The organism is Bradyrhizobium hereditatis, assembly GCF_020329435.1.
Classification (GTDB): Bacteria; Pseudomonadota; Alphaproteobacteria; order Rhizobiales; family Xanthobacteraceae; genus Bradyrhizobium; species Bradyrhizobium hereditatis.
Genome location: NZ_JAGKJK010000019.1, coordinates 101,733 through 125,305, shown reverse-complemented (window position 1 = coordinate 125,305; position 23,573 = coordinate 101,733). Strand labels below are relative to the sequence as shown.

Below are 23,573 nucleotides of genomic sequence, written 5' to 3'. Positions count from 1 at the left end.
GTGACATGACGTTACCACGCACGTCACTATACCAACTACCGGCCGGCAAGATTACGACGTTCGTCCTCGGCTAATTGCTGCTTCTGCTCCGCGCTCAATTGCCCGAGGCCGATGACCTGAAGCCGACTGTTCGGGTCGTAGGATTGCTGATCGGGGTTGCGGCGGCGATCCACATCACCGTTTTCAGGCGTTTCGCCACTACCTCCACCGAAGCCGAGCACCTCGACGATGATGATCGAAGGCTGTGCGGTTGCCGTGTTTTGGGTCGGTATCGCTGCCTGCTGAGCCGCTGCCCCTGCGGTGTTTGACGCCTCTGTCAGACCGCCGATGTTTGGCGCCTGAACTGTCGGAACGCCGGTCGTATTGCCTTCGGCCTGGATGTTCGCGGCATTGACGATCTGCAGCGCGGCGAGATTGACGTTGCCGGACGAGCGGATGCCGGCTTCTCCGGCATCGATCGTGCCGAGCGGCGCGATGAGATCGATATTGCCCGGTGGGAGACCGGCGACGGGACTGAGGGTTGCAATGCCCGCACCCGAGGAGGGCGCGTTCGGCGACAGGGTCACGGCACCATAATTGTCGTAGACGCGCTTCGGCGGCGAGTAGACGATGGTGGTTTTCGCGCCACGGCCCGCATTGATGTCGCCTTCCGCCGACCAGGCAATGATATCGCCGCCGAAGGTCGTCATGATGCGCGAGAGACCGAGCAGGACGCTTCCCTTCGAATACATCTGAATGTCGCCCGCGCCCTGCGTGACGATACCCGCCGTCGACGGCGGGACTTCGCCTTCGATGCCGACGATGATCTTACCACCCGGCGCCAGCATCTGGATGTTGCCGCCAAAGTCGGTCCGGATATGTGCCCCTCCGAAAATGGTGATATCGCCATTGCGTTGGATCGGAGCGCCATTGGCGTCTGTTTCGGGGAACAGCGCCTCGATCGCCTCGCGACCACGCAAATAGGAGCCGAATCGCGTGCTCGTGGAATCGTTGTATTCACGGCCGGAAAGCCGCAGCTCCTCGTAATACACGCCACGGAGAAACACGCCTTGCTGCTCGGTCGGGAGGCTCAGGAAGAAGGCAAGCGCGTCGCCCTTGCCGCCCGAGAATACGAATGTGCGGCCGTGGTGGACGAAGGGTCTCTGATGCGGTCCAAAGCGGTTCTGCAGCCAAGCAAATAATTCCTCGTCATAAGCCTTCGCAACCTTGCCGGCCTGATCTGCCAAGGGAATACCGGGCTGTGCAAGATTGGCCGGATCAAGATAGCGGGCCGCGAACGCGGCATAGTTGGGCCCAATTGTTCCGACGCCAGCCTGCACGACGATGTCGGCGCCAGGACGAAGATCCCCCGCGACCAGCGCGCCGATGCTGATGAACGGACCGATGGCGGCGCTTGAGCTCGGGTCGGTCAGGATGATGTTGCGGCCGGCCGTGATCTCCAGCGTTCCGGGTCCGGCGACCTGATAATTGTAGCCGTTCATCTCGGCCAGGATGATGTCACGGCCAGCAGATACGATCGAGACGTCAGTACCCCGATTGTTGAGCACCGTGAGGCCGGACTTGACGATGTCCCGTCCGGCCCGCATCCAGGCGTGCTTGCCGACGGGATCATGGGTCCAGATCCCAGTGAGGGAATCCCGGCGGCTTTCGCCGACCTGGAGATCGATGATGTCGCCGTTCACCGCATAAATGCGGATCGGCTCCGGATCCTCGATATGCAGATTGCTGAAGGGTGCGCCTGCACTCAAGCCGACATAGTTGGAGCCGCCCGAGGGGATATCGCCATTGATCGAGTTCCAGGCCAGAAGCTCCAGTTGCCCGATCGGCGATGGCAACAGCCTGACCGAGGAGGTAGAGTACTGCCCGGTATGGATGCTGCCCCGAGCCGCAATGATCGAAAGCGAAGGCACGTCGCCGATGGGGACGATCTCGCCGCCGGCGGAGAACAGCTCAGCCGCCGTCGTGTCCGCCCACAGGCTGCCTGCTGCATTGACGGTCGCGACGATATCGGAGCGGCTTTGCAGGACGAGCGTTGCATCGCCGAGACTGAATCTCTGCGTGCCGGCTGCGGCGAAGCTGCTCGGCACCAGCGGCTCGGATGGACGCGGATCGAGATTGATGCGAACGCCGAATTTCGATGCGATCACGCGACCAACCGAAGCCGCACGCAACATGATGTCGCCGCGCAGATTGGCAATATCGGCGACGATGGGAGTGAACACGCTGTCGGCCGGATTGAGCTGGCCGGCGATATCGAGGGTCAGAGTACCGCCACCGTGGCGGACAAGGTTTCCGCCGGCCTGCGCTTGGCCGCTGCTGCCGATCGCCGCCGTCAGCGGCGTTCGCGGGCCGCCGGTCTTCGTCTGTCCGGCATCGGCGTCCGCACGAACGGTGACGTTGCCGCCGCCGAGTGCCCCGATGCCGGCAAACCCACGCAGAAACAGCGCGCTGCTCGCATCGTAAGTCCCGAAATTGATGCCCCAATTCCCGTCCTGCATCCAGGACCATCCGGCGACATCGGATGTGGCGTAGGTCGCGCTACTCGACGACTTGCTGTCGAGATAGCCGCCGATACTTCCGCCCGCCGCCAGAAGGACGTCGCCGCCATGCTCGGTGAAATAGATGCCGATCGGATTGAGCGCCGCCTCATAGGCCGCATTGCCCGGGCCCAGTACCGTTCCATCGCTGCGGCGCGCGCGCCCCAGACCGCCGGTCGCCTGGCCTGCGGTGTACACGCCGAAGAGCGAGTCCTGGCGATAGTCTCCGCCGGCCAGCAGTTCCAGATAGCCCGTGCCGGTCCGCACCACGCTGATGGCCGGCGGCGCCGTGGTGATGTCGTAGGGTATCGTGTAGTGGGGATCGTACAGCCTGATATTGCCCTGCCCTTCGGGCAAATCTGCAGACCGCAGGGTGCGACTGTCGGCAGACGAAAGATCGGCGCCCGACGCCATGCGCATCGACCAGGATAACGAGCCCGGCGCCAGCATGGGCGCGACGGCCCACATTTGGCCCTGGCGGCCGTCGCTGCCGGAGGGACGTAACGGCGCGGAGATGACCTGCTGGATGTTCGTGCCGGCCGGCAGGACGGTTCCGGCAGCAACTGCGACCGATGCGCTCAAAGTCACTGCAGAATTGAAGACGTTCAGCGGCGTGCCGGCCGGCACCATCGCGCCGAACATGCCCAAGGTGCCGGAAGTCGTGGTGGCGACAAGCGAGGGCAACACGGTGCCGGCGCCAAAGACGGTGCCGCTCGGCAGCGTCACGTTCACGCGCTGGCCGGCAGTAAAGAGCGGCGGCTGGCCTTGGCTGTAGGCATTCGTGCTTGCCCAAATCGGTGCCGTGGCGACCCAACCACCTTGAGCGGTTGCCCAGGAGGGAACGGCGAGATTTGCGCTCGACGCGAACTGGAACGGGATGGAGACTCCACGCCTGAGCGTTGCATTGCGAATGCTGATTGCGAAGGTCAGAGCGGTCGTGGAAGTCGCGCCGCCGGGAAACGTCGTCGCCGTGCCGGACGCATTGCCGATCAGGATCAGGCCGGAAGACAGCGTCAGAGGCGCGCTGATCGACCCGATGGGCGTCGTCGTCAGCACGACGTTGGTTTGCGCCGGAATTCTTGCCCCGGCGGGCACGACGACATTGGCATTCAGCGTGACCGTGTTGTCAAAGACATTGAGCGGCGTGCCCGCCGGCACGGTCACTGCAGCGATGCCCAGGGTTCCTGCCTGCTGCGGGGTCCCCGCGGGAAGCACCGTTCCGGCACCGAAGACCGTTCCGGTCGGCAGCTGGACATTGACCTTCTGGCCTGGCGTGAAGATGGGAGGCTGTCCGCTCTGCTGTGCCGCCGCACTCGCCCAGATCGGTGCGGTTGCAATCCAGCCGCCTTCTGCTCGCGCCCAGTCCGGCACGGAGAGAACTCCGGTGGAGACGAACTGAAACGGGACAGCAACGCCTTTTCGCAGGGTCGCAGCGCGAATTGAAATCGCATAGTCGAGCACGACGGTCGAGCTTGCGCCGGCAGCGAATGTCGTCACGGCTCCGGATGGACCACCCGCGAGCGTGACCCCCAAACCGACCCAAACGTCGGCTGGCTGCGATCCCGGCAAGAGCACCCAGCCATTATCATCCGGCGTCGCCGGCGGCGGCGCAAAGCCATCATTGATGCTGCCTTTGATGGTGACATTGCCCGCAGCACGGACGACGAGCACGCCTGGCTCGCCGGAGCCGCGCACGCCGGGATCGGCATTCGGTCCGTAGCGATAGCCGGAGAAGTCGACGTCGCCCTCGGTGGCGAGATCGCCATTGCTACGGAGCTCGACGCCGGGGCGCAGATGGAACGCGTCCCCGTAGGCGCGCAATCCGGTCAGCCGGCTCTGCAAGGCACCATTCATCGACGCCGCATTGATGAAGGCGCTGCTGTCGGTATGGATCGCGTCAAGCAGACTCTGGTTGATGATGCCGCGCGTCGGCTCGTAGCTGCGGAAGCCGTTCACCGCGATGCTCGCCGCGCCGCGGATGTCGAGCGGCCCGGCCGCATCGATGGCGATGTCGTCGGCCCCGGCCCCTGCGCCACCCGCACCGCCCCGCCGCTGTGCGTTGATTTCGATCTTGCCGCGCGCGACGTTGTCGGCCGAACGCAGGTCGATGGTGGCGCCAGTCGCAAGCCTGACCGTCCCTTGGGCCGAGGTGAGCTCCACATGGCCGCGGTTCGACGCCTCGATCGGTGCGCCGGTGCTGTCCACCTGCAGCACGGTACTGCGGGCATCGAGGATCGCGCTGGAGGTGAGCGTCAGGTCGTCGCGCGCGGCGAGGCGGATCGAGCCGGGCTTGGCGCCGCTGGCATTGATCCGGCCGGTGACCATCAGGCTGCCGCCATCAACCGAGATATTTACCTCGCGGGCACGGACCTCATTGCCGATCACGAGATCGCCGGTCTTGATGACGAAGTTGCGCGCGCTGAAGTAGCCACTTTCACTCAACTTGGTGTTCAAGCCGGCAAAATCCGCCAGCGTGAAGGCGCGGACATCGAAGCTGCCGGAATCAAAGCCGTCCGCTGCCGCGCCGCGCAGGGCGCCGTGGAACGCAACTGTGCCGCCCGTGCCCAGCGCCTCGGCGCGGATCGAGCCGGCGTCATTGCGTGCCGCGGACACGTCGATGATCGAGCCCGCATGCTGCGTGATCACGCCGGCGGCGCTCTCCATCACGATGTCGCCGCCCCAGCTGTATTTGGTCACGTCGAAGAACGTGATGGAACGGGCTGACAGATCGAGCGTGGCGCGATCCGTGAGCGTGATGTCCCCGGTCGCCTTCAGTTCGAGGCGGCCGCTGGGCATCGCAATCGCAGTGTCGATCGTGATCGCACTGCCTTTGAAACGGAGTTCGCCACCGACCTGACTGACCGAATCCGTGTTCGCCGGCCCGCCTGCGCCGGCGCGCGCCGTAATCGCGCCGCCCGCGACAAAGGACATGAGCCCGCCGGCCTCGGCAGTGATCAGCGGCGCCGAAATGGTGAGATCGCCGCCAGCATAATTCGATGCACCCGTGCCGCTGCGATACACGGCTAGGCTGCCGCGATTGTTCGCCGTGATCCTGTCGGACGCCGCCAGATTGACGGTAGCAAAGCCGAGCGCGAGGCGATCCAGCGTGGCCTCGTTCTGAGGCCGCGCGTATGGATCGTAGCCGAACACGATCTCGCGGGCGTTGATGGCGAGCGCGCCCGCGCCGGTGCCGGGACCGCCCGGGCGCACCGCGCCTGGAGGCAAGCTGACATAAGGACTGGCTGTCGTGCCCTGCCCGCTCGAAACGCCGTTCCAGATCACCGTGTCGGCGGACAGTGTTGCGACGTCGCCCACCGTACCCCAACCGTAGATGGCCGGCGTATTGAGGACCAGCATCTTGCTCCCGCCTCCGGGGCTCCTCATGTCGAGGTCAACATCGCCGAAGAAGTTGAGTGACGAGCCGACCGTCAGGGTCAGGCGTTCAGCACGCGGGAGCGTCGGATTCGCCGGCGTGAGCAGCCGATCCAGCGCCGATTGCGTCAGCAGCCAGCCCGAGCCGAGGGCGCCGGCGCCACGCGCCGCGGCCAGGGATGCATCCGTGCCGACGTTGATCTCCGGCAGGCTGAGCGTGATGTAGCGCGCGTTGAGCGCCACATTGGCCCCGAGGTCCAACGCGTTGCTGGCCGCAAACGCAATCGTCCCGAGCGTGCGGAACGCCGCTCCGTCGTTGATCGTGACAGTGCCGGCGGCAGCCGTCTTCACCGGCAGGAAATTGAGCCAGCCGTTCGAGACGGCCAGGATGGCGCCGGTGTTCGCGAAGGATCCTGAGAGCGAGTTCCAGAAGACGTAACCGGCGCTCGAGTCGAAGATGTTCGTGCTCGACCGCGTGGTATCGAAGACAGCTCCGTTCTCCACATGAACGGAATTTCTTGCCAGGGCGAAAATCTGGCCCGCCTCGAGCACGCTGCCGTTGCGGACGACGACATCAGCCGCTGTCGCACTCAAATAGACATGCGCACTGGTAATGCTCGTGTCGTTCTGACCCGAAACGTAGGAGTAATTGCCGCCGATGAGCAGGCTTCCGGCGCCGACGCGCGACAGGTCTTCCGCGTCGAGAGAGGCCATGCCGGCGGTCGCCACGGTCCCGGACGGCTTGATTTCAAGCGCTCCAGTGGAGCTCACGGCAAGAGTGCCGGCGTAGCCACCATCGCCGGACTGCATCAGCACGGTGCCGTCGAACGACAGGACATCTCCGACGGCGGAGCCAAAGCTGAGCAAGAGTGTCTGCGCGTCCACCGGCAGGCGCGGCCGCAAGCGCCCGGACGCGGCGGCATTGGCAAGGACGAAGTCGCTGTAGCTCGTTTCGTTGTATTGCGAGTGGCTCCGCACGGCCTGGCCCGGCGTGACAATGATCCGGCTCGGCAGGGCCGAATGGATACCGGTGTTGACGACACCGAGCGTGCCTGTCGTCACATAGGAGCCGTTTGCGAGAGCCGCGGGGCCGATAGGAGTCGTGGTGCTCCGACCCAGCTCGACACGATATGCGCCGGGAAGCAGCGCATAATTCGACGGGAGCAGCGTATAGGTGCCCGCCGGCAATCCGCCTACCGCCTGTGTCAGGGTGATCTGCTGGCCGACCAGCGGATCGCCCGCCGCTTTCTCGGGCGACATCGGCGCGTAGCCGCTGGCATAGGCCGGCATCAGCGCATAGACACGATTCGATGCGTCGCTGTAGCCGAGGACCGGATTGGCATTGACGAGCGGCGTCTTGAGGATGTCGACCGAGCCCCCGCGGCCGCTGATGAAGGCGGCGCCGGTGAGGTTTCCGCCGCCGCTGAGATCAAGCACGGCGCCGTGCTCGGCGACAACACGCTTGCCTGACAGAGTCACGCCGAACGAGCTCCTTCCCGTGGGGAAGAACGAGGCGAGATCATGAAAGGCCACGTCAGCGCCCGCGTATTTATAGGACAGCCCATCAACGGTCCCGCCATAGGGCATGACGAGCTCCGCCGCGCTAGTCGAGGTGATGCTGCCCGGGCGAAGCACGACGGTCGAGCTGGTGCTGTAGCCGAAGATGAATGGATCGGCGTTCGAGCCGACCAAGAGACTGCCCAGTGGGGCCCGTACGATACCTTGCTGATCGACCGTCGCGGCGAGCAGTCCGAGCGTACCGAAGGCTGAATGTGGGAGGGCCGGCATGCTGCCATTGCGGCGGATGGTCAAGTTGCCGTCCGGCCGCAGAGTGCCAATCTGATCCACGCCGGCCGCGATCTGCGCCACGGCTCCGGTTGTCGGGTAGATCTGCGCCGCCTCGATCGCGATATTTCCACCGCCTGCGAGTGCACCGGTCCCGAAACGAATATCGCCACGGCTGACAAGATCGATCTGGGCGAAACCAGCAGCCTGAACGACATACTCCTGGTTCAGCTCGCCGAAAAGGCCAGTCTGATATGAGGCAAGAACACCGAACAAGACGCGATTGCGCGCATCAATCAGATCGGCCGTGACCGTGAGGCTCCCGTTGTTGGAGGCCGACGCCCGGTAGACCGGGATGGTGAGGCCTGAGTATACGCCCCCAGCCTCGATGCCGACGGCTCCGTCCAGGAGAACATAAGGCGCGCTCAGCGAGACACGGCTGTTCGGTGTGTCGGCGGCTGTCGAGAGAACCCCGCGATAGAGCGCGAGGGTTTGGCCCGTCGAGAGATGGACGTCTCCATTGAACTGGAACGTGTCGCGGCTCCAGAGCGACAGAGTGTCGAAGCCGCCCTGCGCCACCTGTGCCGAGCTCAGATAGCCTTCGCCGTAGCGAAGTGACGAATCCATGAGACCGGGGCTCAGACCCGTAAGCGTGCCCGTCTGGCGTTCCTGCGTGATCGTGAAGACGCGTGGGCCGGCGGCGGTGATCGGATTGTAGTTGGAGGGGGTCTCGAGAGCGATCGTCAGACGACCGCCTGCGGCACCCGCTCCGCCAGTCGCGGCGAGCATCTCGCCATCCAGATACAATCCGCTCTGCGAGCCAATCGTGATGGAGCCGCCATTGCTCGCGACCGTGATCGGCTGCAGCGCCACGCTCATGCCGGCATCGGAGACAAGATCGATCACGCCACTGGAGCCGGAGGCATCAAGCCGGGCGCCCGGCCGGATGATCACAAACGAATGGGTCGCTGGAAGGACCCCGCTGCTGACGGCGGAGAACGAGGCCATGCCGATGTTGATGGACCCACCATCCCGGATGATTCCGTAGCGGCGTCCTTTCGTATCGGCGTTCGTGACCGGCCGCGCGGAGACGTCGAGGACTGCGTGCTCACCGATCCAGATCGATTGACCGGGAGTTGCGCGCGTCTGGACGACGTTGTCGAGATTGCTGGCGATCGTGATGGTGCCGCTGCGTGCGGTGATCGCGCCTTCAATCGTGATTTGACCCAATGCCTTCAGCGCGACGGAGCGGCCGTCGTCCACTTCGATGATCGAGTCGGATGCGAGTGTTATCCCGCCCGCGGATATCAACGACAGATCGGCGCCGGCGCGCTGCGTGAACTCGGCCTTGGCGGGGTTGTCGATATACTGCGGCGGAGTCCAGAGCTCCAGGGCAGCCTTGGGATCCGCGCCAGTCGGGGTAGCGAGGCTTCCCAGCCCGCGACGGTAGACCGGTGTCGTGACGTGGAGCCGCGTCCTCGGCGCAACGATCAATCCGGAGCCTCCGGCGATCTGATATTGCGAGAAGCCGCCCTGCAGCAGATTTTCGCTGAGATACTCCAGCGGCCGCACCGCGACCCCGGTCCGAAGCACCGAGCCGGAACGAATGACGGTGCCGGCGGCGAACGTGACATCGACCGGCGCCCGGCTTCCGGCAAATGCCGTGACCGTCGTCGCGACGATGGGGATGCCAGCCGGAAAGACATCCGCCGGGACCACGTAGCTTTGCGGAAAATTCTGAACGTCGGTGATGCCTCTGATCTCCGAACCCGCTCGAATCGTCGGCAGCGGAGAGGACGAATCGATTGTTATGATCGCGCCATTGACGTTCAGCGCGTAGCTGCCAAATCCTCCCAGAGCCGCCGGACGTGGCGGCGTCCAGTCGGCCGCCAGCGTGACACGGTTGGTGCTTGTGATGTTGGGAGAGGCGCCCATCACCTGTCCGGGAGCCGCCACGGTCGTCGAATAGCTGTAGTTGGCCGGCAGAACCTCTCCGGCGCGGACGACGAACGTCTCCAGGCTGATCAGGTCTGTGGGTGCCTTCTCGCCGGCACCGAGCCGGCCGTTCGTCTGGAGCACGTCGCCGCCAAAGACGATCGTCCCGCCGGACGTGATGGCCAACGCCCCTCCTCCGGCCACGCCGAAGCCGCGGATCTTGCCGTCGAGAGTCAGGCGGCCACCATGCGAAAGCGTCCCATCAAGCGTGGCAGAAGCTTTGAGAGTGACGTTGCCGCCCCGGCCACCCAGGAACTTTCCATTTGTGGTGAGCGCGGCGCCCGAGGAGACATCGATCAAGCTACCGTCCTTGACGACCACGTCTCCCGAGGAGATCAAGCGAACATCGCCGCCGTTGATGAACGCCTGCTTCCCGTAGCCCGCGAGGTCGTTGACGGCATTCACCCAGTATCCGCTCGCATCGAGCACAACGCCAGCGCCGAGCGTGACGGTCGAAGTACCGGCTGATGTGAGCACCTGAGATGTCGGCCAGGCCGTCAGGATGTTCGTCGCCGTGATCCGGCCGCTGTGGGCCGTGACATCGGCCTTGATGTCGACGACCGGCGCTGCCAGTGAGACCGAGCCGCCGTCAGCGACCGACAGGGGGGCATCAATCGTGATCTTGCCTGTGGTTGCGAGATCGATACCACCCAGCCCCTGTGCGTTCAGATGCCCGGCATCGAACCAGGCCGTGTTTGTACGGATCGCGGAAGGCGACAGGCCCGTCAAATCGGCGATAACCACATCGGTGGCGTAGGCACCGACCAGACCATTGGCCGCATATCTGCCAAGCGCCAGCGTGCCGGCCTTGGCAACAGTGTTTTGCGCAACCTGGTAGCCGTCGGTGATGCCATCTGGCCGCGCGTTGGTTTGGCGCGAGCCCTGGACGACGTCCGCGAGAATGTCGGCCTCGAAAAGAGCGGTCGGTGTCGAAAGAATGAGATTCCCCGCGTCACGACCGACCGTGTAGCCGGCTTCCCATCGCACAGTTTCACGGCCTCTGGTAAGCAGACTGGTCCAGACCTCGGTGGCCGCCCAGCGCTCGTGGTTGCGGACATAGCCTTGACCCAGACCGTAGAATGTCATGTCGCCGCGGGCGTTGTTGACGTTGTACGTCCGCCCATCCGGTCCGAGAAAATTCGTGGTCCGGATATAGCCACCCTCGTAACGGACCGAACCGCCTGATATGTCGAAGATCGAGCCTTTCTGCGCAATCACTTCCGATGCTGAGAGCGTGATCTTGCCACCGACCGCAGTCCATTCGCCGATCGTGTGCTTGGTGTTAGCGAGATAGCCGCCGACCTCGAGCAGCCCGCCCGGCGTGTAGTACCTGATAGCATCGTAACCGCCGGTGCCGGCCGGCACGAAGATCAGATCGCGGATATCGACCCAGACATTCGCATTCTTCAAGGAATTGCTGTCGCGGTTCTGCGGGGAATCGCGCAGCTCGTTGCCCTGGATGTTCAGCATCAGATTGTTGGCCGACATCGCGAGCACGACATCGCGTACACCGGAAGCGTCGACGGTCGCACCGCTTTCGGTGGAGATGCGACGTCCTGCGGACACCGCGACCTGCCCGCCTTGCGCAATGGTCAGCGAACCGGCGTCCGGTGTCGCGCCGCCCTCGAACACGACCTCGCCGCCCGTGACTATCTCGATGCGCAACTGATCGAGCCGATCTGCGAGCAGCGAGAGATTGTTGAACACACCAGTCGCCGACTGGCTGCGCTGTTGATTGGCGGTGGCAGAGGTCGCGATCAGCGCGTCGCGCTGCGAGTTCAGCGCAGTCTCATTACTCTCGAGCTCGGGAATGATGACTGTGACGCTGTCGGCGCAGAGCGTGACGCTTCCGAGCGTGTCGGCTGCCGAGTTCAGCAGGTGAATCGTTCCGCGCGTATTGACCGAGGTCGAGGCGACGAGGACTCCGTCCTGCCTGATGGTCCGGCCGGCCATCGTGATATCGCCCTGCGGGCTGAAGATAATGCCGTGGTTGCGGACAAGCCCCGCAACGCTTGCGGAATCGAACAGTGGCGCGATCTCGTTTCCGCGCGTGGTCGAGGAGAGGTTCGCTTCGGTGCTGTAGCCACGCCGCAGCACGAAGTCGTCGCCGGCGGCGAGCTGGGTCTGGCCATTATGTGTCGTAATCGTGCCCGCATTGACGACCTCTCCGCCCATCAGAAGCACGAAGCCGCCGCCGGAAGTCACGGACGGCGGCGCATTCGTCTCGATCTGCGCGCCGGCCTCGACCTTGATGACACCGCCGCCCCTGCCATTTCCAAGCAACTCTGCCGCATCGCTGAAGGTTGGTGTCCACGTGGAGCCGGCTTGCGCCGAATAGATTCCATTGCGGAATTGCTCGTTGGAGATCTTCGCCGTGGATGCAATCAGTGAACCGACATTCACCTGCGAGGTACCGCCGAAGATGATGCCGCTTTGATTGATGATGTAGACCGAGCCGTCTGCCTTGATGCTGCCGAGGATCTTGCTGGGAGCGGTGTTATCAAGCACCCGATTGAGTGCAACCCAGTCTCGATTACCGTTTTGATCGAAACGCAGGTCCGTCTTCTCACTGATGCTGAAGGTCTGCCATGTCAGAATCGCCTTTTGCTGTGTTTGCCCGATTGTCACCTTGGCACGGTCACCCTCGTTGAATTGGGTCGGAAGGTTCGCGCCTTGCCACAGCTCCGAGCCCGCCGTCGCGCCGGTGACCACCTGCAGTCCGCCCGGCCGAAGGCCGTGGGGTATGCCGCTTGGCGTGGTCTGCAACGCCGTCCGCGCCGCATCGCGGGCCGCTCGCTGACTGGCCTGCAGCGCCTGAATCGCCATCGTCGCGCGCTTCAGGGAGTTCTGTGCTGCCCGTGCCGCTTCCTGTGAGCCCGTCTGGGCCGCGATCGCCGCAGCCGAAGGCGCCTGTTGCGACCCGCCCAATGAGCGCGCCATGGCTTCAGAATTCACCAGATGCAGCGCCAACAGGCTCGCACTAGCGAGCAAGGCCCCACGGTCGAAGCGCCGCCGCGCCCGCGGCAACTGCGCCGAATGGTGAGCCGAAAGGGTTGCGAATGAGGCGCGATTTGTCATGTGCGGTCTTTCAGGAAGTCTGGTGCGGCGCGGATGATCCGCGGGAGAACGACCGGACAGGTGAGGTTCTCACCCGACACAAAGCCATCCCCCAATCCCTGGACGAGATGACCCCGGCAAAAGCGGAAGCATTTTTTGAATTCTTTTCGGACCAGCTCGGGAGCCCGGGTTCGAGACCAAGCCGACCAGGAGCGACGCCTAACCGACTAGAACAAGGCCGCCGGGGAACGTCTTCACTGGTACTTTGAAGACCTGGTTGATCTGGCCCATCACGGTGTCCAGTCGTTTGATCTCGAAGCGAGCCGTGACAAGGCGCTGCCCCAAGGAAGGATCGATCAGAACGATCCTGCCTGAGCGATAGCGATTGACCTCGTCGATGACGCTTGAGAGCGGTGTGTTGCGGAAAATCAACATGCCTTCGCGCCAGGCAGTGACGGCTGCCACGTCTGCGCCAACGACGCCGCTCAAGCCATCGCGACTGTAGGCAATGCGCTGGCCGGCCCGGAGCGTGGCGCCCTGGTGATATTCGACGGACACCTCACCATCAATGCAGGCGATATCGACGCCTGTCTCGTGCCGGCGGATGTTGAAGCTTCCTCGATGGGTGCTTGTGCGTCCCCCGGCTGCAAGGACAACGAAGGGCTTCGACTCAGCACGCGAGACAGCAATGGCGGTTTCGCCGGATATCAGCTCGATACCAGGATCCTGCTCGCCGCTTCGCACAGCAATGCTGGTACGGGTATTCAACTCAACGGATACCGCATCCGACAAAGTTACTTGCCGCTGTTCGCCGGTTCCGGTGCGGTAATCGGCACTCAATTCAGCGAATGATGGCCAAAGGTCGAGAGGTGGCCGGACGATCATCACGCCAATGGCAGCCGCAGCGGCGGCCGTGCTGCCGGCGAGAAACGCGCGGCGGTTCGGGCGAAAGTTAGCGTTCCGGCGGCTCGCATCATTCTTCACGAGCTCGGTTACCGGCGCTTCAAGCGCGCGCCACAGGTCGCCAGCGCGCCTGAGCGCCGCGGCATGCGCTGGGCTGGTGTCGCGCCAGCGCCGAAGCGCCGCGAGATCCTCCTGCGCGGCCTCGCCCAGGCTGATACGCGATAGCCATTCCAACGCCTCGCGGTTTATTCTGTCCGGGTCGCGCTCGTCAGGCTGGGGCATGGTCCGATGACTGGGTGATGACGATATCCTTTTCCTTATGGACGACATGAGGCCGCGGAAGCGGAACTGATTTGTCAAAAATCTTTCGCAAGGCGGGCTTCACAATGTTCAAGCGCATGTCGTAGCTCCATTCGCACGAAGCGCGAGGAGATGCCGAGGCGTTTGGCGATCTCGTCCTGGGTCAGCTTCTCATAGCGCACCGCGATCAGGATTTCGCGCTGCCGCGGCGTGAGTTCGGCGACCGCGCGTCTGAGCGCTTCGACCGCCAGGCGACCCTCGACGACCCGATCCGGGCCGGGATTTTCGTCGATCAGCGCGTAGAAGGCATCGACATCGACGCGTTCGGCGCGGCGACGCTCCGTGCGCCAGCGGTCGCGCGCCAGATTGACCGCGCTGGCAACGATGTAGGTGTTCGGGTTCTGCAGCGCGCCGGCGCTGTCCGGGCGATCCATGCGCAAATAGAGCTCGTGCAGCGTTTCCTGCGCAGCGTCGGCAGATCCGAGCCGACGGGTCAACCGTTGCCGAAAATGGTCGTAACGCTCGACAAGCAATTGCCGGAGCGCCACCCAACTGGTTTCGTCGCCGTTGCCGCTCATGGTGCGGTGACGATTGAATGGGCGAAGGGACACACCGTCATGGCCGCATGTCCCCGCACTCATCCCGCGCGTCCGTTGAATGGGCACTCAAGACCATCGTGATCGGCTGCGGCATATCGGGCGGCGGCGGCTGCCCGAACGTGACACGCTTGAGCGTCTCTGTGACTGCGGCATCGCGCCGGTTCAAGCCCGTCGAACTGAGTAAGCGGGGGCCCTCGATCCGGCCCGCCTCGCCGATCCAGAACTGCATGGCAAGACGATACGCGCCGGGCCGCGTTTCGGGATTTCGACAGAGGGCCGCCAGCACACCGGCCTGAACGCCACCGAGGAATCGATTGTAGTCCGCAATCTTCGGATTTGGGCGTAGTGCCGCCCGGATCGGCATCAATGTAAATGCCTGCTCCCCGGTGTAGGCGAATTCAAGTCCGGTACCCGACAGGAGCTGGCGCAAAGCGGCGCTGCGCGTGAAAGCGCCTTTGACTTCGCTGGAACGACGGCCCGCCGTCAACGCTGTCTCGTAGAGAATTTGCAGGCGGCTTCGCTCTCCGAACGCTTCGAGCGCCGTTTCCAGCGACTGCGCCGGGATGTCAAATGAAAGTTCGGCGTCGTCCACCGGGGCCTCGGCCTGAACCGGGTGCAGAGACGCGATTAGCGTCGAGGCCGCTATCACAAGGGCAGCAATCCAAATTTGCAGGGCCCCGACACCGGCAACGCCGTCACGCGGTCTCCGCTCATACGCAATCATGATCGGCGCAGTCACGCATCTGTGCCGCCCTTCTCTTCAGACCAGGGCGGCAACGCCAGCCCACAGAGCCGGACGATGTGCTGGCTGACGATCGAAAGAATCCCCGCCGGACCGCATCGCCACCCCAATGGCGCGGCGGACGCTAATGATGCAGTATTACGGTTTGACGACAGTCGCTCCACACCGTCGACCGCGTCGAATCACGAAGCACCGTCTTCGCAAATCTCTGCCGAAGTTTTGGATGCGAGAAGGCGTTGGTCAACCACTGAATTTCTTTTCGCTGCTCTTCGCCGCAACCTTAGCGTGGCCAGCGCATGCCGCCATCAAGCTCAGATATCGCCAGCGCACGCTCGCTGAGCATCAACAGATCGCACTGAGTTGGGGTATTTTGGCAATGCCTAGATCTGTGTGCGCACCGGACGGCTAAACCCCAGGCTGTTCTGGATTTCACCATCGATCAGTGGACGGGATCTTTGGACGTACGGTCATCAAACCGAATAGCCCATTCTGATACGCAGTGTCGCAGGTGCCTGAAAGGCTTGCTGGGCGCACCAGGGCTCGAACCTGGGACCCGCTGATTAAGAGTTCAAAACCGGCGCTCCGCTACAATTTCTGAATACGCGACGTGCTACGACGATGCTTGAGAAGTCCTTGGTTTATAGGGCTTTGTCGCATAGCTTCGCAGTGCGTCGAACCCAAGAGCCAAGCGCTTCGAGCGACGTGCTTCGTTGCTCAAATCGGTCGGAGCCCCGATGCGAGCGGGTCCTCCCGGATCAACAATGCGCCCTGCAGCAATTGCCCGAGCCTGTGAAATGTCCGTGAAAGCGCGCTTAGGTACGAAGCCCCAGATCAAACGCTTCTTTCAGTTCATCGAGAGTGACGTCGGGAATCGATTTGTGGATTCTTGCAATTATTGGTTTTTCCCCGTCTCTTAAGATCGCGACGAGGGTTTCCACATCAGGACATCCTGGCTCTCGACAGGTCAACTCGCTAACCGAGACAGTCACGTCATCCGACAAGCCCAACAGCTTCTGCGTTTGCAGCTTTAATTCCTGAACTGCCCGAGGATAGCCGGTTCTTTGGACCCGCCGCCCCATAGGTAAGGCAATCTTTGACATGCTTTTGGCGTCCGAATGGATTTGTCGAGGGCTGTCAGCCTCAGCATGGCAACGGAAAAACTCCGCTGCCGTGCTGCAGCTTGGCGCATCACCGTGCCTTCAATCAGTAACTTGAGCCCTGACACTGCTCAAAGCCTGCCTTCAAGACGTCCTCCGGCAAGTCGCGCCCGATGAAGACCAGACGGCTTGTTCTGGGCTCATCGGGTTTCCAGGGGCGTTGATGGTCTCCTTCGAGCAACATGTGCACTCCCTGAATAACAAAGCGATCAGGATCGTCCTGGAACTGGATGATCCCCTTCAGCCGCAGAATATCGGTCCCGAACTGACGAACGGTCTCCTGCATCCAGGGCAAAAATTTCTCAGGAATGAGAGGTGCCTGCGTCGTCAATGACAGGCTCTTTACGTGACTGTCGTGCTCATGGTCGTGAGCTTCACTGAGAAAGCTAGGCTCGAACTCAAGAACCCTGTTGAGATCGAACGCATTCCGATCCAGGACTTTTTCGAGATCAAGCGCGCAACGTTCGGTGCGATGGATCATCGTATAAGGATTAATTGAACGAATCCTTGCCTCGACGAGCTTAAGGTCCGCCTCCGAGACCAGATCGGTCTTGTTGAGCAAGACAACGTCGGCGAATGCGATCTGCTCTTGCGCTTCGTGCGCCTGGTCGATCTCTCCGAGGAGGTGCTTTGCGTCGATGACCGTGACGATGGCATCAAGTTTCGTGTTGCGACGAACGTCGTCATCTACAAGAAAGGTTTGCGCTACGGGCGCCGGATCGGCAAGCCCGGTGGTCTCCACGATGATCCCGTCAAACTTGCCGCGCCGCTTCATGAGTCCTTCGAGAATCCTGATGAGATCACCTCTCACCGTGCAGCAGATGCACCCGTTGTTCATTTCGAATATTTCTTCGTCCGCATTGACGATCAGATCGTTGTCAATTCCGACCTCGCCAAACTCGTTCACAATCACCGCATAACGCTTACCGTGGGTCTCGGTCAGGATACGGTTCAGCAAAGTCGTCTTCCCTGCGCCCAGGTACCCGGTGAGGACGGTGACCGGTGTTTGTGAAATCACATTGTTCATGCTTGGCCCTTTCAGCGTTGAGGTCTCGTTGCGTTCTGCATCACAGGCGGGGGTTCAAACTGGGCAGTGGCGCTCGTGAAGCAGCAGCATTAGCCCTGCGACAAGCGCAAAGCCGAGAACGCTCAGACCCGCGACCGTCAGCACCAATTGCGCCTTTGCGCGCGCTGAAATGCCTGTTATCGCCGTGAACAGATTCTTGACGACCGCTTCGTCAAGGCCGTGAGTGATGACGACCATTCGCGTGCGACGATCGTCCGAGGGCCAGGCCGGAAGCCGGTACTGTTGAATCGCATGCTGAACCCCGTGCACGACAAGAGGCCGCTCCGGATCGTCCTCCAGCCCAACAAGCCCCTTCAGACGCAGCAATTGCGGACCGCCTACGGCCTTGAGCAGTTCAATGAATGTGGCGAGATTTCGCGGCGATACGGGCCGGCTTTCGAGCAGTGCCAGACTCTTGATGCCAGCCGCCGCATGGCGGCTCGCGCCTGCGGCGCCGTTTTGGGTTTGCCCTTGCTGGGCCAACGCCACCTCTAAGGCCAACCACCCCTCGACATCGCCTCCCTGTTCGGAGGGAACGTAGCGACGCGGAGCAAAGACCGCGGCGAAATCGAAGTCGCTCCCGTGACGGTCCACGATGGCCGCGGCAGCGTTGATCTGCCGGATCTTCGGCAGCAGGCCGGAGAGACCGGGAGCCGCGGGAGCTTCCGCGCCAAGATCCGTCTTGGTCAGCACGACACTGTCCGCAAACGCCAACTGCTTCATGCATTCGAAGTGCCGCTCCATTGTCTCTTCGATCATGGTCACGTCGATTGCGCAGACGACGCCGGACAGTCGAAAGCATCGTGCCACGACATGGTCCCGATAGCCGACCGCCGGAAGGCCGCCCGGTGTGATCTGATTGATGATCGGAGCGGGATCGGCAAGGCCGGTCGTCTCCACGATCACGCGCTTGAACGACGGGACAGCCTTGCTCTCCATAGCGTCGTAAAGTTCGAACAGGGAAGATCTGATGTCGCTGGCAGCTGTGCAGCAGAGACAGCCTGTCGTTGTCACCATCAGCTCGCGCTTGTTCAAGCGAACAAGGTCATGATCGATGGATATATCGCCAAACTCGTTGATGATGACGGCGGTGTCCGCAAAGGCCTCGCTCGCCAAGAGTTCATTGAGCAGCGTGGATTTCCCCGAGCCCAGGAAGCCCGTGAGGATCGTCACCGGAATCGGTTGATTTATCTTCATTGCCACGCAACCAAAGTCCCTAATACGTAATGTTATAACGTTACATTTGGCCACGCAACAGGTCTCGGGCGCCCATCACGATTGATTGTGGTCGCTGCCTTTGCAGCGCATGGGCAGGAGGGCCAATTCGAATGCGGTCAGCGAAATTCAAGTCTCAGTCGCCGCCAGGCGATCACGATTCCGGTGATGCTGAACACTGCTCCAAACGCGCATAGAACAACAATCATCGCGCTCCGCAGGCTGCGGCGCGCCATCAAGGCAGGAAAATCGAAAGTATGCAGCGCGCGGTAGAGCCAGCGATAGGTTCGACGCTGCGCATCCAGCTTTTCCAGGTTGGCGCCGCTAGCACCATCGATTTGGTACCAAACGTCCCCGCATATAGACCGATATACGGGAGCCGGCGCAACTTCAGATGCAAGGAAGTAGTAGTCATCTGGCGCGACCGCCGAAGTGCTCGAGCAGCTACCGACAGCATTCGAGATGACGGCATTGACCCGATCGGCTTGCAGGAACGGGAAAGCAGGTGCAGTAGACGCTGGCACGACGACGGAAATATGCTGCGCGTCAACTCCCGTCCGATTACGTTGATGGATGCGGCCGCCGAAAGCGAACCACTCGATTTCACGGGTAGCCGGTGAAAGCGATGCGGGCACTGTCGCGGTCAGTTCGACCCATGCCGGCGTCCCGGCGATCCGGTCCGCTTCCGATCTGGTAAGCGCGCCGGTGGAAAAAAGACGGCCATGGTCCATCGATAGCCATCCGCTAACAATCCACGTCATCAGGAACGCAGCGCACGCCAATCCAAGCCGGTGATGCCAAGCATGCCACTTTCGGAAGGGTGATACGACACGGTCTCGCACGCGCCTGAGACGAAACAGGCCTACCATGAGGCCCGACAATGCCGCGATGACGGCGGCAAGGGACAACCACCAGACTGTGACGTTCCAGGCCATCCTGTCTTTGCGCAGCGCGGTCGGATAGATCCAATGCGCGACGCTTCCAACGTAGTTCCATGCGCGTTCACTGCGCGTCGTATCTCTCACGATCTCGCCGGTGCGTGACGAGACGTACAGCTCGGTTCCCGCAACATCATTCAGAGCAATGCGATAGAGAGGTCGGTGTCGGTCGAGGCCGTTCGGGACCGTCCATTGATCATACTCCGCCAGTTCCACGAAAGTCGCCGCAGCAGGATTCAAGCCGCGCAAGCGCGCATGCTCGGACGCGATTGCGACTGCCACTTGCTCGGAGCGGACATCGGCCGCGCGCAAATCGTCAGCATGCAGGGCTTTCATGCCGGAGGCGGTGGACACCAGGTACACGGGACCGTCAGTGCGCTGCCACAGACGCACCCGCGTGACGCCTTTGAGCGTGCTCGCCGCGACAGCCTCGGCTGGACTGTGCCTCACCTTGGAAACGTCGAAGACCGACAATCCTCCGAAGCGCTCAGCTTCGGTGAGCGCTGGAAATGGCACAAAGTGCATCACGATACCAGATGCAAACCACATCGCGAACAGCAGGCACAGCGGGACGCTCAGCCAGCGATGGATAAGGACCAGGACCCGCAACGGGCGAACTACCATCAGAATTTGAAGGACGCCGCGACCTCATAGGTCCGCGGTGCCCCCAGGAGGATCTGATCTGGATAGAATGGAGAGCTCCATGCCGCGTACTTCGCATCGGTGAAGTTACGCACCCGGAAGGTGACGCGCGTGCTGTCGAAGGTCGGGAATGTCGGTGACTTCGGAATGTCGATAAAGGCGAAGGCATCCGCCGTCGTATAGGCGAGAAGCTTAACCGTATTGGCATCGGTGCTATATCGGTCGCCGACATGACGCACCGAAACACCCAACTCGACGGGAAGCCAACCCGGGTTAGCAAACCGGTAGGAAGCACCTCCGTTGACCACGACCGCGGGTATGTTCGGCGGCGTATTGCCGGAGAACGATCCACCGGTGAACTCGTAGTCGGCATAGCGTGTATGGACATACGCGACGTTGCCCCAGAGCTTGAGTTCTGGGGTCGGCCGCGCCGCCGCAGCAAATTCCACACCTTGCGACTTGACCTTACCGGCAATATTGAGAGTTCGACCAGCCTGTGCCGAGTACACATTGCTGCGTTCGATATCGAAGGCCGAGAAGGTCCATTCAGCGCGGCCGTTCCACAGCAGGTTCTTGACGCCGGTTTCGTAGCTGCGAGCCGAAGTCAGGGTCAATTGCTGCGTCGGGTTCAGCAGGAAGATGCTTCCTGCCGCCAGGTCGCTGGCCGTCGCATATTGGCTGTAGAACGTCATCCCCGGAATCGCTTCCCATGTGTAGCCGATACGGCCCGTCACGAGCTGCCAGCTTGTGGTGTATGGGAAACCAGCCCCGCTCACGCCGTTGACGTCGGTTGACGTCCGATCGAGCTGGAAGGGATTGTAGCGCAGACCGCCGATCAACGCGAAGTTCTGCGTGATTTTCAACCGGTCTTCGAGGTTGATCGCGACGCTATCGATCGTCGCCGTCTGCCGCTGCGTCGTCAGCAGTCCATAGTAGCCGCGGATGGGATCGAGCAACGTCACCTGATCGGATGGAAAGTTCGCCGCTGCTGGCCTCGTGAAATCGAGGTGATAAGATTCAAGCGCCGCAACCATGCGATTTTCCATGCCGAAAACGTCAGTATTCCATGTTACGTCCGTGTTGTTGCCCACCATGTTTTGATTGTGGTGGACAAAGAACCTTTCACGATCAACCAGATTGGTGGCGCTGTTAAAGGCGCTGACCTCATTGTTGTGCCAGTCGCGGCTGGCATTGTAGTTATAGACCTGACTTCTCAGAGTGACGTTGCTCGTTAGATCCCACTCGAAGCCCCCGCGTATCCATGACTCCTTGATGGTCTTGTGATTGTCGAGCACGTTGTAGTTCGTCGTTAGCGTCCGGCTGTCGATTGTGACGGCACCGAGGTTGGTGCCGTTATAATCGGAGACTTTCGTTCCGGACACGATGCCCGTGGTCGCGAAAGGACCGCTAAAAGCGACCGGGACGAGCGGCGTGCCTTCATAGACCCGCGCATTGTAGTCCTTGTATTCGGTCGCGACGAAAACCTTGAACGCGTTCGTGAGGCGATAATCCAGTTGTCCAGATACGTGCAGATTCTTTGTGTCGGTGTCATCAATGAAGCCGTTCTGCACCGATCGGCTGATGTCGAACCGGTAGTCGAGGCCCTGGATGTTGGTGCTTCCTCCTGAGCCAACGCCGGTGCGAACACTGCCGAACGAGTCGAAACCGACGAACGCTTCATTCCTGATCGGTCCGGTGTAAGGTGCCTTGGTAACGTAGTTGATGGCGCCGCCGACCGCGCCCTGCCCTGACATCAGTGAAGATGGCCCCTTGAGAAATTCGACCCGATCGAGGTTGAACGTCTCCATGGTCAGCGCCGTGAAGCCCGTCGGGCCGATATTGACGCCATTGTAGGTCACGTTGACCTGGTCGCCCTGGAAACCGCGCATGGAGAACGACACGTCGTTCGGCGCGTCGCTGGCGGTCACGCCGGTTGCGCCGTTCACCGTGTCGATCGTGGTGTGGTAGCCCCGCTCCCGGATTGTTTCCGCTCCGACGACCTCGACGGTTGCGGGAATCTCCCGCGGGGTCAGCCCCAGCCGGCTCGCACTGAGCGCAACGACATTGGTGTTGAGCGGCGTCGCCGGCGTCTGCTGCTGCCCTTGCGACTGCGATGAAGCCTCGGCGATGGTTGAGGGTCGCGGATTTCTGTTTGTCCGGGAGACACGGCCTCTCTGCGAATTCGACAGCGTCGGCACTCTCGCCGTTGGTCGCCGCTGCGGCGCGTCAACCGTTATAGGCGGCAACGAGCTCGCCGGCTGGTTGGGTGACGACGAAGGCGTCTGAGCTTGCGCTTCAGCCAAGCCAAAAGGCAGCACGCCTGCCGCTATCAAAAGGGTTGATAGAGAAACCGAACACAACCAGTAACGCACGCTTGCCCCCGAGAACCGCCTCGTACTCACGTCAAGGCTTCACAAGGGCCATGTAATGTTATAACGTTACATACGTCAAGGCAACCAACGAGGCTTCGTCATGCGACCGCAGAGCGTGAACAGTCGAATTCACTACTCTCTATCGCTGGCGTGCCGCACGACATAGCCAGTGGAGGTGCACGAGATCCATGCTCGATGCGATTGAAGTGACGAAGCAGTTTGGCGCCAAGCGTGCTCTGGATAACGTCTCGCTCAGCGTCCTGCCTGGCGAGATCTATTGCCTCTTGGGAGCGAACGGCGCGGGCAAGACGACGCTGGTCAATCTGTTCCTGAATTTTCTCCAGCCGACATCCGGCAGCCTGCAAATCGGCAAGCTCGACGTCGTGCGTCAGCCGCTGGAGACGAAGCGGCTCCTTGCATATATCCCCGAACAGGTCACGCTCTATGGCGTGCTCTCTGGCCTGGAAAACCTGGCATTCTTCTCTTCACTCGCAATCGGAGAGCATTTGCCGCGGCAGCGGTTGCTTGAACTGCTCGAGGCGGCAGGTCTCCCGCGTCAAGCAGCCGATAACAGGGTCGCGACCTACTCGAAAGGCATGCGTCAGAAGGTGGGAATTGCCATCGCGCTGGCCAAGAATGCCAAAGCTCTCTTGCTCGACGAGCCCACCTCAGGACTTGACCCGTCCGCGGCCAACGAGTTCTCAGAGCTTCTGGTCAAGGCCAGCAACGACGGCGTGACCGTCTTGACGACAACGCACGATCTCTTCCACGCGAAGCAGACCGGGACCCGCATCGGCATCATGAAGCAAGGGCGGCTGGTGGAAGAGCTCAGGAGCGAGGAGGTCAGCCATGCCGATCTTGAAGCGCTGTACCTCAAGCACATGAGGAGTTGA

The 23,573-nt window shown here is 62.0% G+C and carries 10 protein-coding genes; 1 reads left to right on the top strand and 9 read right to left on the bottom strand.

Translation table 11 applies throughout. The annotated features are described in order from the left end of the window. Nucleotides 1–35 precede the first annotated feature (35 nt). From J6524_RS31730 to J6524_RS31690, 9 genes are all read right to left on the bottom strand, one after another. The gene (locus tag J6524_RS31730; RefSeq protein ID WP_225677828.1) at nt 36–12,767 is read right to left on the bottom strand and encodes a filamentous hemagglutinin family protein; all 12,732 of its coding nucleotides are present in this window, start codon (nt 12,765–12,767) and stop codon (nt 36–38) included. Between the two features lie 198 nt (nt 12,768–12,965). Continuing rightward, the gene (locus J6524_RS31725) at nt 12,966–13,931 is read right to left on the bottom strand and encodes a FecR family protein (protein ID WP_225677827.1); all 966 of its coding nucleotides are present in this window, start codon (nt 13,929–13,931) and stop codon (nt 12,966–12,968) included. Nucleotides 13,932–14,005: 74 nt separating this feature from the next. Continuing rightward, on the bottom strand, nt 14,006–14,590 hold the full coding sequence (locus tag J6524_RS31720) for an RNA polymerase sigma factor (RefSeq protein WP_225677826.1): 585 nt from the start codon (nt 14,588–14,590) through the stop codon (nt 14,006–14,008). Continuing rightward, nucleotides 14,565–15,140: an STN domain-containing protein gene (locus J6524_RS31715; RefSeq protein WP_225677825.1), complete on the bottom strand. Its 576-nt coding sequence runs from the start codon at nt 15,138–15,140 to the stop codon at nt 14,565–14,567. Before J6524_RS31715 ends, J6524_RS31720 begins: the two co-directional genes overlap by 26 nt. Nucleotides 15,141–16,102: 962 nt before the next feature. Then, on the bottom strand, nt 16,103–16,390 hold the full coding sequence (locus tag J6524_RS31710; protein WP_225677824.1) for a nitrate reductase: 288 nt from the start codon (nt 16,388–16,390) through the stop codon (nt 16,103–16,105). Nucleotides 16,391–16,493: 103 nt separating this feature from the next. Next, the gene (locus tag J6524_RS31705; RefSeq protein WP_225677823.1) at nt 16,494–17,474 is read right to left on the bottom strand and encodes a CobW family GTP-binding protein; all 981 of its coding nucleotides are present in this window, start codon (nt 17,472–17,474) and stop codon (nt 16,494–16,496) included. 54 nt (nt 17,475–17,528) lie between these two features. Further along, a complete protein-coding gene (locus J6524_RS31700; protein ID WP_225677822.1) occupies nt 17,529–18,710 on the bottom strand; it encodes a CobW family GTP-binding protein in 1,182 nt (393 codons plus the stop codon). A gap of 137 nt (nt 18,711–18,847) precedes the next feature. Beyond that, complete coding sequence (locus J6524_RS31695) at nt 18,848–20,290, bottom strand: PepSY domain-containing protein (RefSeq protein WP_225677821.1); 1,443 nt, start codon at nt 20,288–20,290, stop codon at nt 18,848–18,850. Continuing rightward, entirely contained in the window at nt 20,290–22,680 is a 2,391-nt protein-coding gene (locus tag J6524_RS31690; RefSeq protein WP_225677820.1) for a TonB-dependent receptor domain-containing protein, read from the bottom strand. The genes J6524_RS31695 and J6524_RS31690 overlap by 1 nt, the downstream gene beginning before the upstream one ends. A 188-nt stretch (nt 22,681–22,868) precedes the next feature. Between J6524_RS31690 and J6524_RS31685 the strand changes: the two genes are divergently transcribed. Then, on the top strand, nt 22,869–23,573 hold the full coding sequence (locus J6524_RS31685) for an ABC transporter ATP-binding protein (RefSeq protein WP_225677819.1): 705 nt from the start codon (nt 22,869–22,871) through the stop codon (nt 23,571–23,573).